Raw genomic sequence first — 17,796 nt, 5'->3', positions numbered from 1 at the left:
TTCTCAGGGTGAAGAGGGACGCCAGTTTACAGCTACTTCACGGTCGCCTGTATGGCGGCAAACAGTTGTTGTGCGCTCTGCTCCCAGGTAATCCACGGCATCCCATTGGATTGTGGGTGCTGGGCATCACGATGAAGGTCCAGCCAAGTGGTGAGGCTTTCGCAAAGATCCTTTGGCTGTTCCCCTTCGAAGTAGAACGCATGGTTGCCTGCCACCTCCCGGAATACCGGGATATCCCTGACGATCAGCGGTAGCCCATACTGCGCCGCTTCAATGAGTGGCAAGCCAAACCCTTCGCCAAGCGATGCGGCTATCAAAGCATCGGCTTGTGCATAGAGGCTGCAAAGGTAATCGTCATCGATGCCTTCGAACCAGAACAGACGTTTACCGTTCTCAGGGTGGTTCTTCAGGCGTTGCACAAGCGACTCGACCATCCAGCCTTGCTTGCCAACGATAAGCAGATTGGCATCCTTCTGGTTGGCCCAAAGCAACTCAAATGCGTCGAGTACTTGCGCGTGCCCTTTTCTTGGCTCAACAGTGCCGACCATCAAGAACGAAGGGCGGGCCTGCAGTTGCGAGAGCACCGGCTTTGGTATCGCGCTGTGAGCCCCAGGTTGCGTCGGTGTTGAAATATCGGCACCCAGGTGGAACCACGATATATCGAATGGGCGCTTGCCAGGTTTGCGATGCTCGGCAACCCATTCCCCCATTTCATCTGCGACGGCTTTGGAAATGCAAACGACGCCGTCGGATTGCGATACCACTTCCAGCCATCTGTCCAGCGCATCCGCTGCACCTTCGGGGAAGCAATGAGACAGTTTCTTCAGCAGCAGGTCATAAACCACGAACTGCACATTTACCCCGCGGCGCTTCATGTCTGCCAGCGCCTGGTGCTGTTTTGGCACGATGGCGGGCTGCAAATCCAGACCAAGGAAACGATCGCCACTGCGCAGCACCACCGCCTCATCCTGGAGCAGGTGATTAGGGCAGTTCAGGAAGCCCAGGGTGAAGTGCCGAGCATATCGATAACCCGCGCTGTCATCCGTTGCATAGACCGGCTCGACGCGATAGCCGGCAGGCGGTGTCGTAAGCCATATTTCGAGGATGCTGCGGACGACCCGCTGAATGCCGCTTTTGGCATCTCGATTAACCAGTTCTGAAATGTCGATTAGCAACTGAGGCTGAGACATTGGCGGAGTGAGGCTGCGATCAATGGACTGGGCAAGGGCCATGGAGTCTTCAAATTTGAAGTTGGCTTTGTCCAGCTCCGCAATTGCGCTGACAACGCCTGCTATGGAGTGGGACGCTTCCTCGTGGAAGGCTTCGATAGCGTCACGGTAAAGGGCTGCACAGGCTCGTGGGGCGTGGTTGGTATGGATCAGTCGTTTAGCCTCTGCACCCACCTGCTCACGAGTGTTCGCGTCATTGCGCAACGTATTCAGTGCTTCGGACAGCGCAGCGTCTTCGAACGAGTCTGGCAGTTTGACAATGCTGGCGTCCGGGATGTCCGACATGCTGCCGTTCGCATTGACAATCGTCGCGATACCGTAATTCAGGCAATCGAGCACCGCTGCCGATGTTTCACCGCGCGACAAGGATCGCAACTGCACTGCGGCATCTGCGATTTCCAGATAGGCTTTGAACATGTCAGCGTCCGCCCATCCGGTAATCTTGATGCGGTTGCGGCAGTGGCTGGCATTGATCTTCTTCAGCAGGCTTTCACCGTAGAGACCTTCATTGTTCTGCCCGACATAGACCAGGTGGCAATTTTCATCCCTCGACAACTCGGACTCAAGCCAGGCGTCAAGCAGGCGATTATTCAGTTTGGAAGGGCCCAGCAGGCCAAAGCTGCATACGACGAAATCATTCTCGGCAAACCCGAGCTTGTCCCGAGCAGCAACGCGCTTGCGCGCGTCAGGGAACCGCGGTGTGCGCAGTAGCGGAATTTCTTTCCAGTTGCGGCCCGCGCACTCACCGTACCATTCTTGCGCCAAACGGATCGAATAGTTTGAGTGAACAATGATCCCCTCGGCTTTCTGGAGCACGCGTAGATTGCACGGGTATTTCCAGACGGCATCGGCACTGTCCAGGCCATTGATACGCTCCTGGACTGCGTTATACCCATGGCTTTGGTACAGCGCGCGCGTCCAGAACCCTGGCTGCCCTTGATGAATCTCGATGTCCGCTACAACGCCTGATAAGAAGAAATCGTGCAGCACTACGGTTCCAGGGATTTTATCCAGTAACCGGAACATGTGTTCATGGAATGTGGAATTGCCAAAGTGATAGATGACGCGGTCGAACCGATGCGCATGTTCTTCAAACCAGGCGACCGAGCGGATGGCATAGTTGACGCTGGCGTCGAACGTTGTGACCGACTCCTGAGCGACAATGGCATCAATCTCATAATACTGAGCGAGCTCAGGAAGCAACTCGGCGCTGTAGTCGCTGATGCCGCTCCGGCCAGGTGGAAGGGGTGACACATATGCAAGGCGCGGGCGCTTTGTCGAACGGACGGATTTGGGCTGGGTACCGAATTCGCCTACCCACTTCTGAATCGCTTGTAGTGCGGACGTTGCTGTCCGGTCCCAGCTGAATTTGCGCGCCTGCTCAACTGCAAAACTTGACAGCCTGGCCCTCAGCGCATCATCCCCGAGAATGGCTTCCATCTTTGTCGTGATGGACGACAGTTGGTACGGGTCGAAGAGCGCTTCAGCATTCCCCACGACTTCTGGCAGGCTGGAGGTATTCGATGCGATTACCGGTTTGCCACACGCCATGGCTTCCAGTGCGGGGAGGCCGAAGCCTTCATGCAAGGACGGGAACACGAAAAGCTTGCACAGGTTATACAGCGCAAGCAGGTCCTCTTCACTAACAAAGCCGGTGAAGCAGACATCGCCTTTTTTCAGGCCATTGGAAGTGGCAAGGCCCTCAAGGCGCGAGTGGTCTTCGGGGCGAATATTGCACACGATTACCAACTGGTGCTCGCGGCGCAGAGGTGCGCTGAGTTTGGCGTAGGCGCTGATCAGCCCTTCAATGTTTTTCCGAGGGTCGATGCCGCCTGTGTACATCACGAACTCGCGGGTAATACCAAGGCGGCTTTTAAGTGCTGCACCTTGTGCGTCGACAAGTGTTGGGCGGAAGTGATCGGTGTCGATCGCTGTCGAAATATTGACCACCTGGCTGGGCAGGAAGCCTAGGTGATCAATCACCTCTGAACGTGAAGAATTTGAAATGGCCAGCACCAGGTCCGCGCGGCGAAGCTGCTTCAGCTTTGTTTCGTACCATTGACGGACCGCAGGCGAGCTCAAATAGGTTTCTGGATTGATATGCGGAATCAGGTCATAAACGATGGCCGCTGTTGGTGGGGCTGAGCTCAGCGTCTTGATGCTGGTGACGGCATCGTCCACCAGCCCTTCGAACAGGCTGGTGACCAATACCAGGTCTGGGCGCAGCTCGCCTATGAACGCTTCTCTCACCCGCTCGGAAGCTTGCGTGCGCCATCGGTGATCATTCGTCAGTGCGCTGACGTTACTGCTGGGCGCCCAAACCCGAATGTGGCTGTCAGGCAGAAGGCCATGCAGCTCATCGCGAATGGCGTCGATCGAGTCGCCAAACAGGCCGTTGAGCACGACGATAACTTCTATATCGCCACGGTTTTTAATAAAAGCCTTGGTGAACGAAAGCGCGTAACGCCCGATGCCCCGATTTCTGTTTTCAGCTTGGGCGCCTTGAAGGTCAATGACTACGCGCATCAATTCATATCCTTACGTGGTTCGTTGCTGTTCAATCGCAAGTAGATGGCCTTGGCGTTTTCCGTGAAATCAGCCGGAGCTGCCGGGGCATCGCCCGGGGCGGACGTTGTGCTGGCATAAGGTTCTGTGTACTGCACCGTCTGGGAGGCCAGGGCAGACTCAGATCGCAGGCGTGCCGCCAGTTTTTGCAAGTGTGCGTAGGTCGACGGGGAGCGCGCCAGAACCTTTTTGATGAACCTGCGCAAGGTTGGCCGGCTCAGAACCCCCTTGAGGCCCGCTCGTATGAGCTGCTTCGATGTTTTTGTTGGCGAGAAAATCAGCTTTCTCGTTACGATCACGCCTTGGCGCATGGGGGCTGTAACCCGCCACGAGGTGCTTGTCTTCAGTTTCTGGAGGTGTTCAGTCAGCGCGCTGACGGTCTGATCCTTGTAAGCATTGGCGTCACTGAGCGCTACTACGTGCTGCTGACGAACCTCTGCCTCCGTGTGCCAGTGGTGAGCGTTTTTCAATGCCTCGTCCAACGAGCGCTGTAGCGTGTCGTTGGCAAGCTTGAGCTCATCCAGCCTCAAGTTCAGCACAGAGACCTTGAGGTCGTGCACCTGGGTCTGCAGCGCTGCGTTTTCGCGCTCCACAGCGCTGACGCGTGCGTTGTTGTGGTCCAGCAGCTGACGCTGCTCCTCGGCTCTGTTAAACAGAGTGGCTTCATAGCGCTGAGCCAGATCGGCCAAGCTCAAGCCGTAGCTGCCTTCGAACACTGCGTTGAACGCTGAAATGTCTAGCTGGCCGGCGGCCTTCTGGGCGACGATCGCATAGTCGGGGCTGGCACCGCCGAGCACTTCCATCAATGTCAGCGAAGGCGCGTCGATCAACCTGGGGCTTTCTTGTAGACGTAATAGCTTTGTGCGCCAGAAACCGCTGAACTTCGCCAGAAACTCCAGCAGCATGTGCGGGATTGGGCGTTCGTGAGTGGGGTCCAGGTAAAAATTCTGAGTGCCGACTATCAGGTTTTCGGCGTTTGGGGTTTCGAGAATCAACAGCCCGCCAGGCTTCAGTACCCGGTTGGCCTCGCTGACCAAAGCCTTCAGCGCGTCAAACGGAATATGTTCAACGATGTGAAAGCCGCTCAATACGGTGAGGCTGTCGCTTGGCAATGATTGCAGGTAGGAGAGAGCTTCTGCTTTTTTTGCTGGCAGTGCGCGGGCCTGACAGGCCTCCAGCATCCCTTCGTCCAGATCGACGCCAGTGGCTTTGAAACCATTTTCGATTAACGTTTCCAGCCACTCGCCACGGCCACAGCCTACGTCCAGTGCGTGGGCCTCTGGGTACAGCTTCAACAGCGGTGTGATGAACGGCAGATAAACCTGTAAACGCTGCTTGATGGTCTCATGCGAACCGCGGTGCTCGTCCTCGAAAGCGCGATAAAACTGGCTCATTGGACACACTCCACAGTGGGTTGAATCCAGGCTGAGCCTACAAAGGGTACCTTGTCTGAATTGATAACATTAAACACGAGTGCGAGATCCCGCCATTCGTAGTTGGCATTGAGGTGTGTGTCCGCTGTATGAAGCGCGACAGCGATCGAGTAGGAGCCTACGCCAATGTTGGCCTCGAATTTGAACGTATATTCCAGTTCAGTATTCGCCTCCAATGCCCCCATTTTTTTATCAAGATGGTGAGTATTGGTGCCGTAAATTGGCTGACCCAGGCGGTCCTTGATCATGTAGCCGACCACCAGTTCCGGAATTGCCTGGTTCACCTTGACTCTGATTTTCAAACTGACCGATTGGCCGACGCTGACAAATTCGATTGGCGCGTCGGCCTCGTTGTAAAGCGCAAGGCTATCGATGGTAGCCTCACCCGAACCCGAGCGCGTCTGCACGGTACCATCGGCCAGCGTGTGGACTTGAACGGTCGCGTTCTCTTTTTCGGCAATGATGGCGTTGTAGAAATCCATCACTTCTTCGGGGGCGCCGTCCTTGATCACGGTGCCGCCTTCTATCAGGAGTACTCGGTCGCACAATGCCTGAATGGAGCTGCGATCATGAGACACGATCAGTAGTGTGGTGCCTTGCTCCTGGAATTCGCGGATTCTGTCAAAGCTCTTGTGCTGGAAGTAACTGTCGCCGACCGAGAGGGCCTCATCTACGATCAGTATCTCCGGGCGACGGGCTGTCGCTACTGCAAAGGCCACCCGCATTTGCATGCCACTTGAGTAAGTCCGCACTGCCTGATCGAAATACTCGCCGACTTCAGCGAACTTCTCGACATCTGGCATGAATGCCTCAATTTCCTGGGCATTGAACCCCATCAGGCCAGCGGCGTGATAGACGTTCTGGCGGCCGGTCAATTCTGGGTTGAAGCCCATGCCCAGCTCCAGAATCGCCGCGATGCGCCCGTTCACCTGCACCTCCCCCGTGGTGGGTTGCAGCGTGCCAGTGAGCATTTTGAGTAGCGTTGATTTGCCAGCGCCATTCTGGCCAACGATGCCGATTGCCTCACCTGCGTTGATGACGAAATTGATGTGCTGGAGCACCCAGTGTTCTTCGCGAGGATTGATCCGGATGCCTAACCAGCGTGCGATCCGTTGCCATTCACTTCTATAGGTACGGTAGGCTTTACCCAAATCTTTAGCACTTAGCAAAGTCATAGTGCATCCACCATTTCAGGCGCCGCGCGGCGGAAAATATAAAGACCCAGCGCCAGCAAAACCAAAGTGAGGGCTACCGTGCTGGCCAAAGCCAGGAAGTTGGGAGAAAGGCCATAGACAAATACGTCATGATACGCACTTACCAGTGGCAGCATGGGGTTATAGGCGAGCAGTGATTTCAGATTCTCGGGAATGATATTGATGGGGTAAACAATGGGTGTGAACCAGAACAGGATTTGAAGCACAATCGGCACCACCTGGCCAATATCCCGCACAAAAACGTTCAACACACCCAGTACAAGACCCAGCCCCATCGCCAAGGCCGCCACTGTCAGAATCAGTGGAACAGCCCACAGCATCTGCCAGGTGGGCCAATGGCCGAGGCATATGAAGACCGCCAGGACAGAAAGCAGCAGCAGGAAATTGTTGAGCAGGGCAGAGCCCAATACGATGAAGGGCAGTGTGATTCTCGGGAACTTCATTTTTTTCATGAGGTTGCCGTTTTCGATGAAGAGCGTCAGGCATCGATTGATGATTTCGGAGAACAGGCTCCAGGCCAGCGTGCCTGCCATGAGATAAAGCGCATAGGCGTATTTGTTATCAATGCCTGGCAGCTTTGCAGCCAGCACGTTTGACAGGATCAGTGCATAGATCAGCACGTTCGCCAACGGGTTGATAATCATCCAAAGCCCGCCAAGGCTACTCCGCGAAAACCGAGAAACAAACTCGTTGCGGATCGAGGTGGCGATAAAGCTTCGGTAGCTGAATAGCCCTCTCAATAATCCAAACATGTGATCTCCTTAAGGTACTGGAGCGTCATGAGACGCTTTTTCAGTGCGTTGGTTCTTTACTGACCGGATGTTGCTAGGTGTCAGTTGAAAAGCAGTGCTGAATGTTGCCTGGCAGATTGACCCGTTTTTCCGTCAAAGACTGTAGCCACCTTCCTTATCTGATTCGGATTCGGGTCATGTGCAAGCGTCTTGAGAGGCTTGCGATGTGGCCGACAGACTAAAGGCCAAAATCGCCTGCCGAGGCCACCCGGCGGGCGTATGCATGGACCTCGGCTTGTAGCAAGGCGATCAGGCAAGGAAGCAGACACCGCAACCCCAGGCTGCCAGGCAATAAAAGCCTTGAGGATACCAGAGAATGCAGCCTCGTCGGGCAAGGTTGGCCTGGCAGGTACCATCCCGTTGTGCATGGGGTTCGTTGTTCGCCCCGCTGCGGAGCCAGGCTGTTCATCTCAGTTAAAACGAGCGCCTGTGCACTGCAGCGTCAGGCAGCTGTGTGGACGCCAGGTTGGCGTGCCTTTGCCAAGCGACTGTTGCGCAGGAAGCGTTGGGCTGGGCGCTCGACCCATCGATGGCAGGCAAGGCTCATGGGAATGAGCACGACAAAGAACGACAACATCAGCCAGGGCTGGTAGAAGATTTCTCGGCTGAAAACCAGTCGATCAAGCACAAGCGCAAACACGATTTGCAATGGGAAGTGCAGGAGGTAAGAGGAATAGCTGATATCACCGACCCACCCAGTGCTGCGCAACAGCCCAGGCCAGTGCAGGCCGGCAGCCGCCAGCGCAGCCACCGTAGCCGGAAAGCACAGGCACATCACCAGGTAGGCGTTTAGCGCGTCGTAGTACCCTATTTGCGCAGCCCAGGCGCCCAACGCGACGATGCAGCATGCAAGCAGCGTGAGGCCGCTGCCAAACCAGCGTCGTAGTTGGCACATAACGCCATAGGCGAGCCCCCCGATGAAGAAGCACAGCAGCCCACTGCCGACCTTATAGCTGCCGGGGTATAGCATAAGGCCCGCGGCGCAAGCCAAGGCGGCAAGTGGCCAACGCCAACGGCCGGCCAGACAGATGACAAAGAACAAGGCGTACAGCAACACTTCGACCGATACCGACCAGACAGGGGCGTTGAATGACCAACCTTTTTCAAGCCCCCAGGCTGGCGCAAGCAGCAGGTTGAGCAGTGCATGGTAGGCATCGTTGAAGGGGTAGACAAAATAACTGCTGTGGCTTGCTGAATACACCCATTGCAGTGCAGCAACCCCGCCCAATGTCAGCAAGTGCAACGGGTAAAGGCGGCTGAAGCGGTCTACAGCGAAGTTGCGCAAGCCGATTCGTCCGCTCGCTACGCCTTGGGCGAACAACCAGAAGAACACAAACCCCGAAATGGAGAAAAACAACTGTACAGCCAGGCCGCCGTATTGGTAGAGCGGCGCAAGCGTGGCAAAGAAGGGTTGGCGTGAAACCTCGAAGCCTGCCGGGCAGTCGCCCACGTAGAAAAAGTGTTGCCAATGCCAGAACACGACACTGAGCGCGGCGATACCACGCAAGGTATCCAGCGTGTAGAGCCGTTCGGCCGGTTTGGATGTAACCGATCCATGAACCCCACCTACCACAAGGTGGAAGCCAAGGTTACCGTGGCATCTCTGGCGAACAGTTCCATGGCAGCAGCGCTTCGTAGTCTGCTACCGATGAGGCGTGCGGCAGTCGCTCCAGGACGTGGCGCAGCCACGTATAGGGCTCTTGGCCGTTGACCTTGGCGGTTTCGACCAAGCTGTAGATCTGCGCGCTAGCCGTGGCTCCCTTGGGCGTGTCACTGAACAGCCAAGCTTTGCGCCCGATCACAAACGGCTTTATGGCCCGCTCTGCCAGGTTGTTGTCGATCGGCAGGTGGCCCGCCTCGACATACCGCTCCAAGCGGTTCCAGTTGTTTGCCAGGTAAAGCACCGCCTTGCCCAGTACGCTTTGCGGTGTCACCTGTGAGTGCGTCTTGTCGAGCCAACTTTTCAACTGCTCAAGGATCGGCAGGCTTCGTTCCTGACGACCGATGAATCGCTGTTCATCGCTGGCATCCTTGAGGTCGCGTTCGATGCCATACAGTTTGTTGATCATCGTCAGCGCAACATCGGCGCGACCGGTCTTGCCCTTAGGCTGCTCCTTCTGCGCTTCGACGAATTTACGCCGAACATGCGCCATGCACGCCAGTCGTTCAACGCCCGGCTGTAGCGCCAACGCGTTGTAACCGGCGTAATCATCGGTCATCACGTAACCGCGATAGCCCTCCAGCAGGCGCAGCGGCACCTCCTGCGCGCGGCTGGTGGTGTAATCGAACAGCACGACTTGTCGACCAGGTGGGCCACTGGCCTGCACCCACATCCAGGATTGACTGGTCGGATCACGATCCGGCTCTTTGAGCACCTGCACGCGAGTTTCATCGCAATGGATCACCGGGCTTTCCAGCAGGCGGTCACGCATCAGGTTCAGCAGTGGCTGAAAGTGTTCGCTGCACTGGATGACCCAGCGGGCCAGGGTTTGCCGGGGGATCTCGATACCATGTCGGTTCAGCACCGTCTCGAAGCGGTGCAGCGGCAGGCCATCGACGTACTTGGTGGTTAGCAACATCGCCAGCACGCTGGGACTGGCCATGCTCTTTTCAATCAATTGGGCCGGCTTGTCAGCGGTGACCGGCGCGGATTCGCAGCCACGGCAGCCATAGATTTTGCGTACGTGTTTAAGCACACGGATCTGCATCGGCACGATGTCGAGTTGTTCGCTGGTTTGCTCGCCAACCACGTGTTTGCGGCAACCACAGGCGCAAGTCAGTTCGTGCTCGGGCAAGTCATGAATGACTTCAATGCGTGGCAGGTCAGCCGACAGTGGCTTGCGTTTGCCGCGCTGCTTGCTTGGCGCAACAACTTCTTCGTCGGCATCATCAGCGGTAGGAACCCACTGACTTTCGGGTTCATTGAACAACGCCAGTTGGGGCGTGTTGGACTCGACGGTTTGCTCGGACTTGCGATTGAATAATCGGTCACGCAGCAGCTTGACCTGTTCTTTAAGATCGACGATCTGACCTTTGTCGACCGTGCGCTCGGCCAACAACTGCGCAAGCAGTAGTTTGAGCGCGGCAGGGTCGTCAGGAAGGTTATCGGGCACTGAAATCATGGCCCGGATTATACCCGGTCAGGCGACGAAACGAGGAGTCAAAACCTGATGCGGACGGTTGCGCCAGAGATCGAAACCGTCGAGTAGCCAATTCAGTTCCTGGACGGTCAGTACGATAGCTTCGTCGGTCGCGTTGGGTGAAGTTTTGAAACGCTCGGCTTCGAGGCGCTTGAGCCAAAGGCAGAAGCCGTTGCGCTCCCAATACAACACCTTGATGCGGTTACGGGCTTTATTGAGGAAGACGAAAAGTACCGGGTCGAACACGGCGACCTTGATGTCCAGTTCGACCAAGGCTGTGAGGCCGTCGATGGACTTTCGAAAGTCCACGGGCTTGGGGTAGAGGTAGACTTTTTCGACTTTGCTGTCGGGGCGCATCATGGCGGGCTGGCTCCAGAAAGAAATCGGGAGCACAGCATCGGGAATCAGGTGGACGGTTGGAATGTGGGGATGATGGATCCCTTACGTTTGGATGCAGCAGGCATGAGAGTGGTCACTGGCGGACAAAAATGAAATGCTGGCACCCTGCGCAAGACCCTGTCAATGCAAGCGCAAACTTAAGGCTGGCAGCGGAAATGTTGCGCGCAGGCTCCGGGCTTGCACGCCAAGCAATGGAGGCTCGCGATGTCTCAGCAATGATGGGTGCGGCGAGGCTGCGCTAACGCTCTGCGGCCCCGCCGGGACCATCAATCGATCAGCTCGGCCTCAGCCAGTGGGACGCCAAGCTTGTCTTTGCCAGACAGGCTTGGTGCGAAGTCGATGGGCCATTCGATGCCGACTGCCGGATCATCCCAGGCAATGCAGCGCTCGCACTGCGGCGAGTAGAAGTCGGTGGTCTTGTAGAGGAACTCTGCGGTTTCACTCAACGTGACGAACCCGTGTGCGAACCCTGGCGGGATCCACAGTTGGTTCTTGTTCTCGGCCGACAACACCGCACCTACCCATTTACCGAAGGTAGGGGAAGAGCGACGGATATCCACCGCAACATCGAAGACCTCGCCCTGCACCACACGCACCAGCTTGCCCTGGGCGTGAGGTGCCAGCTGGTAGTGCAGGCCACGCAGCACGCCTTTTACCGAGCGCGAGTGGTTGTCTTGTACGAAGTCGGGCTGCAGGCCAGTCACTTCGCTGAATACACTGGCGTTGAAGCTTTCGTAGAAGAAACCACGTTCGTCGCCGAACACCTTGGGAACGATGAGCACCACGTCCTTGATGGCTAAAGGTATTGCACGCATCAGAAAACTTTCACCTCAAGCAAATTACGCAGGTATTGCCCATAACCATTTTTCATCATGGGTTGCGCCAGGCGTTCGATTTGTTCTGCAGAGATCCACCCGGCGCGATAAGCGATTTCTTCGGGGCAGGCTATTTTCAGTCCTTGTCTGCGCTCAATGGTCGCAATGTACTGGCTGGCTTCAAGCAGGCTATCGTGAGTGCCAGTGTCTAGCCAGGCGTACCCGCGGCCCATGATCTCTACGTGCAGCTGCTTTTGTTGCAGGTACAGGTTATTCAGGTCGGTGATTTCCAGTTCACCCCGCGCAGAAGGTTGCAACTGCCGGGCAAGGTCAACGACCTGGTTGTCATAGAAATAAAGGCCCGTTACGGCATAGCTGGACTTTGGTACTTTCGGCTTTTCCTCGATGGACAGCACGCAGCCGTGCCCATCGAACTCAGCCACCCCGTACCGCTCAGGGTCCTGAACGTGATAAGCGAACACCGAAGCGCCGTCCTGTCGCTTGTCTGCATTGAGCAGCAGCGCCTGGAAGTCATGGCCATAGAAGATATTGTCGCCCAACACCAGCGCCGATGGATCCTTGCCAATGAACCCTGCGCCGATGGTGAACGCCTGGGCCAGGCCATCCGGGCTTGGTTGTACCGCATAGGAAAGGTTCAGCCCCCACTGGCTGCCATCACCCAGTAGTTGCTCGAACCGGGGCGTATCCTGAGGCGTCGAGATAATCAGGATGTCGCGGATACCCGCCAGCAATAGCGTACTGAGCGGGTAATAAATCATGGGCTTGTCGTATACCGGCAGCAGTTGCTTGGAAACCGACAATGTGGCGGGATGCAGGCGCGTGCCCGAACCTCCCGCCAGAATAATTCCTTTACGCGCCATATGCCGTCCTTAAAGCTGGATCTCGTCCAGCATGCGTTGCACACCTTGTTGCCAAGGTGGCATCTTGAGGTTGAATACCTTTTCGAGTTTAGCCAAATCCAGGCGAGAGTTTCGCGGCCTGGCGGCCGGGACCGGATAATCCTCAGTGGCGATTGCCCCCACCTGTTCGGGGCTTACCTTCAACGCACAACCCTGGCGGCTGGCATGTTGCAGTACAAACTGCGCGTAGCCATGCCAGCTGGTTTCACCCGCTGCTGCCAAGTGATAGATACCCGCTAGCTGGTTAGCATTCGCGGAGCTGCAGATCTGCCTGATGATGTGTGCCGTTACATCAGCGATCAACTCCGCCCCGGTGGGTGCACCATACTGGTCAGCTACCACGTTCAGTGCGTCGCGCTCTTTAGCCAGCCGCAGCATGGTCTTGGCAAAGTTCTGACCGCGGGCGGCGTATACCCAGCTGGTGCGAAGCACCACGGCGCGGGCACCGCTGGCAGCGATGGCTGCTTCACCATCGCGCTTGCTACGGCCATAGACCGAAAGCGGATGGGTGGGCGCCTCTTCAGGCCAGGGGGTCGAGCCGCTGCCATCGAATACATAATCTGTAGAGTAGTGAATCAGCCAAGCGCCGATAGCAGCCGCCTGACGCGCCAATACCCCAGGCGCTTGGGCATTGATGCGTACAGCCAAGGCTGCTTCGCTTTCCGCCTTGTCTACCGCAGTGTAGGCGGCCGCGTTGACGATGATATCTGGCTTTAACGCCCGAACCGTGGCCGCTATGGCATCCAGGTCCCCCAGATTGCCGCTCAGGTCCAGGCATCCTTGACGATCCAGTGCAATCACATGGCCAAGCGGTGCCAGTGAACGTTGCAGTTCCCAACCCACTTGACCATTTTTACCCAAAAGCAGAATTTTCACTGTTTGCCCGAACCATATTGCTGCGCTACCCAGTCCCGGTAGCTGCCATCCATGACGCTAGCTACCCATTGCTGGTTGTTCAAGTACCACTGCACGGTCTTGCGGATGCCCGTGTCAAATGTATCTGCGGGCCTCCAGCCAAGCTCTCGCTCAATCTTGCGTGCATCGATGGCGTACCGGCGGTCATGGCCCGGGCGGTCTGTGACATAGGTGATCAGCTCTGCATACTGCTTGACTGGTTCACCGGTCTTCACATTGATGACATCTCGCTCGCTGGCAGGCGCCATTTCATCGAGCAGCGTGCACAGTGTGCGCACGATGTCGATGTTGGCTTTTTCATTCCAGCCGCCAATGTTGTAGGTTTCCCCGCAGGCACCGGCTTCCAGCACTCGGCGGATACCAGCGCAGTGGTCTTCGACGTACAGCCAGTCGCGAATCTGCTGGCCATCCCCGTACACAGGCAATGCCTTCCCCGCCAGAGCGTTCACGATCATCAGCGGAATCAACTTCTCCGGGAAGTGGAACGGCCCATAGTTGTTCGAGCAGTTGGTGGTCAGTACTGGCATGCCATAGGTATGGAAGTACGATCGCACCAAGTGATCGCTGGCGGCCTTGCTAGCCGAATAGGGGCTGTTCGGGGCGTATGGCGTGGCTTCGGTGAACGCCGGGTCGTTGCTACCCAGCGTGCCATAGACCTCATCAGTAGAAACATGCAGGAAGCGGAAGTTTGCCTTGGCTTCCCCTTCCAGCTGGTTCCAGTGGGCGCGAGCCGCTTCCAGCAAGCGGAAGGTGCCGACCACGTTTGTTTCAATGAATGCTTCAGGGCCTGCAATGGAGCGGTCGACGTGCGATTCTGCGGCAAAGTGCACCACTGCCCTGGGGCGATGCTCGGCGAACAGCCGCGCAAGCAAGTCGGCGTCGCAAATGTTGCCTTGAATGAACCGATGCTGGTCGTTGCCTTCCAGCGATTGCAGGTTGGACAGGTTGCCAGCATAGGTCAGGGCATCAAGGTTCAGCACCTCTTCGCCACCGTTCGCACACCATTGCAGTACGAAGTTGGAACCGATGAAGCCGGCCCCGCCTGTGACTAGAATCATGTCAGTTCCTCTGTCTGCAGCAGGGGATAATCAAGTATCGATGTATAGGCCGCGCCCAACTGCTTGCTCAAACGCTTCAAGTTGTACTGCTTGGCACGTTTTCGCCCGGCAGCCCCCAGCGTGCGAATTTTTTTCGGGTTACGGCAAAGCTGGCGCAGCCTGTTGGCGATCGCTTTGGTGTCACCGTGTTCGAAGGTATGGCCATTGACGCCTTCATCAACCAGTTCGGGCAGTGCCCCCCAGCGGTAAGCCAATACTGGGCGGCTGGCGGCCATGCCTTCGAGCAGCGTACGGCCAAAGGTTTCTTGGCAGTGCGACAGGTTGAGCACAATGTTAGCTTGAGAAATGGCAGTTTGCGGGCTGGTTGCGTAAGGCAACAGGCTCAAGTTGGCCGGCAGTTGGCCGCGCGCTTCCAGGGTTCTAAGGGCGGAAACGCTTGGCGTATCTGGCCCAATCAGCAACAACTGAAGTTTAGGCGTGTCTCTTGCGGTGTCGCAGGCCAGCTGCAGCAGGTCCTGGATACCTTTTTTCGGCAAATTGCTGCTGATCAACGCAGCCGTGACACGCTTGTTGTCAATGACGTTAGGCAGGTCGAACGCCTTCAGGTCAATGATGTTGCTGACCACGTGGGTGGCCCCTGGCTTGGATAGATGCTCAGCAGTAAAGGCCGAGTTGGCCAGTACGTGGTCGGCACGTTCCAGGGCTTGCTCCACAATCTGCGGCGCAGCCAGGCCAATCGCGGCGCAGAGTGCCGGGTCATGGGCCGGGGATTCGTGTGCATGCAGCACTGCCGGTACGTTCTCGTTACGTGCAGCCAGCAATGGCTCGCGCAGCATCAGGGTGTTGGCCTGCACCAACTCTACCGAATGGTCACGGATCAGCGTGCGGAAGCGTTCCACTGCCAGCGGGCATGGCGCTGTACTGGCTGACCATGGTTGTGTTGGAATACAGGCCACGAACAGCGCGCGGGCGCGCAATTCATCGATGTAGGCCATGTTGGCAACGCTTGGCACGCTGACCAACACGTTGAGTTGCAGGGCGTTGCAGGCATCGAGTACATCCAGGAGGCTGCGTTCGGCGCCAAACAGTTGCACATCGGCCGCGTGGGCGCACAGCAACACGGTTGGCCTGCCTGGTCGATTCGCCTGGCTACCCGTGAAAGTAGGGTGGGTGGGATTATAACCTGCTTGGCGACCGACCTGTTCGTAATGCACCAGCGGCGGCAGCCCACTGTCGCGGGCCTCTATGCACTGTTCCAGATACCAGGCTGTATTGAAGTTCGGGCCCGGCTCGCGGCCTTCGGCAAAACCGTTGGCAACATAGTGTTCCCAAGGGCTGATGCCGGCTTTTGCTACGTCGGGGTAACGTTGCAGGTACCAAGCTGCATCGAACAAGGCTGGTAGCCCTGTGGTGTTATCTTGCACCGGGGCCGGCTCGAGCGCCTCAGGTTCCACCAAGGCAGGAGCAGGGGCGGGGTGCTCGGCTACTGGGTGCTGCTCTTCGCTTGGCAGAAGGTCCTGAGCTACTGGTGCAATTGCCAGCAGCTTGGCTTCACGCACGGAGTCCACTACCTGGCAGCTTTGCAAGCCTTGAAGGGCCGGTACTTGATCCAATGGGGAGGCCAACAGATGACGCCCTACGACCACCACACGCTGGGCTACCAGTTGCTGCTCGGCCAGCACGATGTCCACCGCACCGAGGACGGCCTTGCGAAGTATGTCGGGGCCCACCGGGCCGGGGCGCTGATAGTCTGGCCAATGCAGCAAGGCAACACGGTCACCTTGCCGTTGCAACCTGTCCAGTATCAGGCGCAGGGCCTTGGCGCTGCGCGCTGTGTCGCCAAGGTCGCTGATCAGCAGCCAGTCGTAGCTGGCTTGGGCAGATGACGTACGCAGCATCGGTGCGGGTGCCGGGAAGGCGCGTTCACCCGCGCTTTCAGGCAAGCGCAGGTCAGCCGCATCTTCTGCCATTGCATGCCAGGTATCGGCCAGAGCGCTGTACAGCTGGCGCAGGCCGAAGAACGTCGAGCGCAGATGCGTGCCGGAAGCCATGGTCAGCGACTGTGGCAGGTGACGGGCAATGACCAGCGGCACCCCTGGCAGCAGGTAAAGCAGTGCCTCGTCGCCATGGCGGCGTTGCAGGCGCTGACGCAGCTCATGGTCGGCCGCGACACGCACCTCATCCCAGCCGCCAAGTTCGCGCACGGCATCGCAGCGCATCATGATGGTGGAAACGCTCGGTTCGATCAGGCTGTTTTCCATGCGCCAGCATTGGAAGTGCAGCTCGGTATCGGCCCTGACCCACTCAGCCAGGGTACCGACCAGGCCCGGGTTCTGCAGCAATGGAGTGGCCATGAGCTCCAGGCGCTGAGGGTGGGACCAGTCGTCGCTGTCATGGTTGACCACGAACGTGCCGGTCGCGTGTTTCAACGCTGTATTGCGCGCCGCGTAAGCACCGCGGTTTACCGGTTCCTGTAGCAGCACGATGCGCGCGTCTTCGCGGGCCAGCTCAGAAACACGCTCGACCGTGGCATCGCTGCTGCAGTCATCGACAACCAGGATTTCCAGGTTGCTCCAGCTTTGCGCCAGCAGGCTGCGCAGGGCCGTTTCAATGAACGCCTCGGCGTTGAACGCTGGCATGATCACGCTGATTTTTGGCTGGGCCTGGGGCGGAACCTTCGCGGCAGACGCGGCCTGGAGGTTATCCAGGGTGAGCGCAGCTGCGGGGTCGCGCAGGGCAACCGGTGCCAAGTCGGCAGCGGCAAGCGCACGGTTAATCCAGAACAGGCGCATAGCGGCTGGCGGCTGGTGTTGGGTGCCCTTGGTGGCCAGCGACACATTGGCGGCTGCCAGGCACAAGTCGACTTGCAGGCCTTTTGCCGCAATGGCTTCGGCGATGCAGGCTTGCGCAAGCGACTGCTGGCCATTGCGCAGCAGCACCTCGGCCCTTAGCAATATTGGGCCAAGGGTGCCGATGTAAGGTGGCAGTGGCTGTGCGAGGGCGTCGATGTACGGCAGTGCGCTCGACCATTGCGAGGCACTGGCATGCCAGCGGGCCAGGGCCCAAGCAGCATACTCTCTTTCATCCGGATCGGAAGTTGATGACCACAATTCATCAAGTTCGTTAACCGCCAGTTGTGAGAACCCACCCCAAAGCGCTGTTTCTTGGCGGTGTGCCGAGAGAGCGCGTGGAAAGCGTCCTTCATGGTGTCCTCGCTCATCATAATGTTGTTGCGGATCAATCTCCGCAGCTGCGACGTCTGGGTACTCAGTCAAGTACCAAGCGGAGTCCACTGAGCCAAGTATTCTTGCTTTGGA

At 57.5% G+C, this 17,796-nt stretch carries 12 protein-coding genes; all 12 read right to left on the bottom strand.

The window, feature by feature from the left end; all coding sequences use genetic code 11:
- Positions 1-32: 32 nt before the first annotated feature.
- Positions 33-3,755, bottom strand: a complete 3,723-nt coding sequence (locus LMH93_RS20440; protein WP_230064535.1) for a glycosyltransferase — start codon at positions 3,753-3,755, stop codon at positions 33-35.
- Positions 3,755-5,188, bottom strand: coding sequence for a class I SAM-dependent methyltransferase (locus tag LMH93_RS20435; protein WP_197863304.1), 1,434 nt, complete (start codon positions 5,186-5,188; stop codon positions 3,755-3,757). The genes LMH93_RS20440 and LMH93_RS20435 overlap by 1 nt, the downstream gene beginning before the upstream one ends.
- Positions 5,185-6,402, bottom strand: a complete 1,218-nt coding sequence (locus LMH93_RS20430; protein WP_197863303.1) for an ABC transporter ATP-binding protein — start codon at positions 6,400-6,402, stop codon at positions 5,185-5,187. Before LMH93_RS20430 ends, LMH93_RS20435 begins: the two co-directional genes overlap by 4 nt.
- Entirely contained in the window at positions 6,399-7,193 is a 795-nt protein-coding gene (locus tag LMH93_RS20425; protein WP_177010435.1) for an ABC transporter permease, read from the bottom strand. The genes LMH93_RS20430 and LMH93_RS20425 overlap by 4 nt, the downstream gene beginning before the upstream one ends.
- A 481-nt stretch (positions 7,194-7,674) precedes the next feature.
- Positions 7,675-8,805: an acyltransferase family protein gene (locus LMH93_RS20420; RefSeq protein WP_268256888.1), complete on the bottom strand. Its 1,131-nt coding sequence runs from the start codon at positions 8,803-8,805 to the stop codon at positions 7,675-7,677.
- Between the two features lie 16 nt (positions 8,806-8,821).
- Positions 8,822-10,354 (bottom strand): IS66-like element ISPpu15 family transposase, encoded by a 1,533-nt coding sequence (locus LMH93_RS20415; protein ID WP_230064533.1) that lies wholly within the window; start codon positions 10,352-10,354, stop codon positions 8,822-8,824.
- 18 nt (positions 10,355-10,372) lie between these two features.
- A complete protein-coding gene (gene tnpB, locus LMH93_RS20410; RefSeq protein ID WP_010954878.1) occupies positions 10,373-10,732 on the bottom strand; it encodes an IS66 family insertion sequence element accessory protein TnpB in 360 nt (119 codons plus the stop codon).
- Between the two features lie 305 nt (positions 10,733-11,037).
- On the bottom strand, positions 11,038-11,586 hold the full coding sequence (gene rfbC, locus LMH93_RS20405; RefSeq protein WP_230064532.1) for a dTDP-4-dehydrorhamnose 3,5-epimerase: 549 nt from the start codon (positions 11,584-11,586) through the stop codon (positions 11,038-11,040).
- Positions 11,586-12,467, bottom strand: a complete 882-nt coding sequence (rfbA, locus tag LMH93_RS20400; protein WP_230064531.1) for a glucose-1-phosphate thymidylyltransferase RfbA — start codon at positions 12,465-12,467, stop codon at positions 11,586-11,588. The genes rfbC and rfbA overlap by 1 nt, the downstream gene beginning before the upstream one ends.
- A gap of 9 nt (positions 12,468-12,476) precedes the next feature.
- A complete protein-coding gene (gene rfbD / locus LMH93_RS20395) occupies positions 12,477-13,382 on the bottom strand; it encodes a dTDP-4-dehydrorhamnose reductase (protein ID WP_230064530.1) in 906 nt (301 codons plus the stop codon).
- A complete protein-coding gene (rfbB, locus tag LMH93_RS20390) occupies positions 13,379-14,479 on the bottom strand; it encodes a dTDP-glucose 4,6-dehydratase (RefSeq protein WP_230064529.1) in 1,101 nt (366 codons plus the stop codon). Before rfbB ends, rfbD begins: the two co-directional genes overlap by 4 nt.
- Entirely contained in the window at positions 14,476-17,589 is a 3,114-nt protein-coding gene (locus tag LMH93_RS20385) for a glycosyltransferase (RefSeq protein WP_230064528.1), read from the bottom strand. The genes rfbB and LMH93_RS20385 overlap by 4 nt, the downstream gene beginning before the upstream one ends.
- Positions 17,590-17,796: the final 207 nt, after the last annotated feature.

The sequence above is a fragment of the Pseudomonas sp. CIP-10 genome (assembly GCF_020911845.1).
Lineage (GTDB): Bacteria > Pseudomonadota > Gammaproteobacteria > Pseudomonadales > Pseudomonadaceae > Aquipseudomonas > Aquipseudomonas alloputida.
The sequence above is the reverse complement of the archived record's forward strand: the minus strand, read 5'-3'. Positions and strand labels throughout refer to the sequence as shown.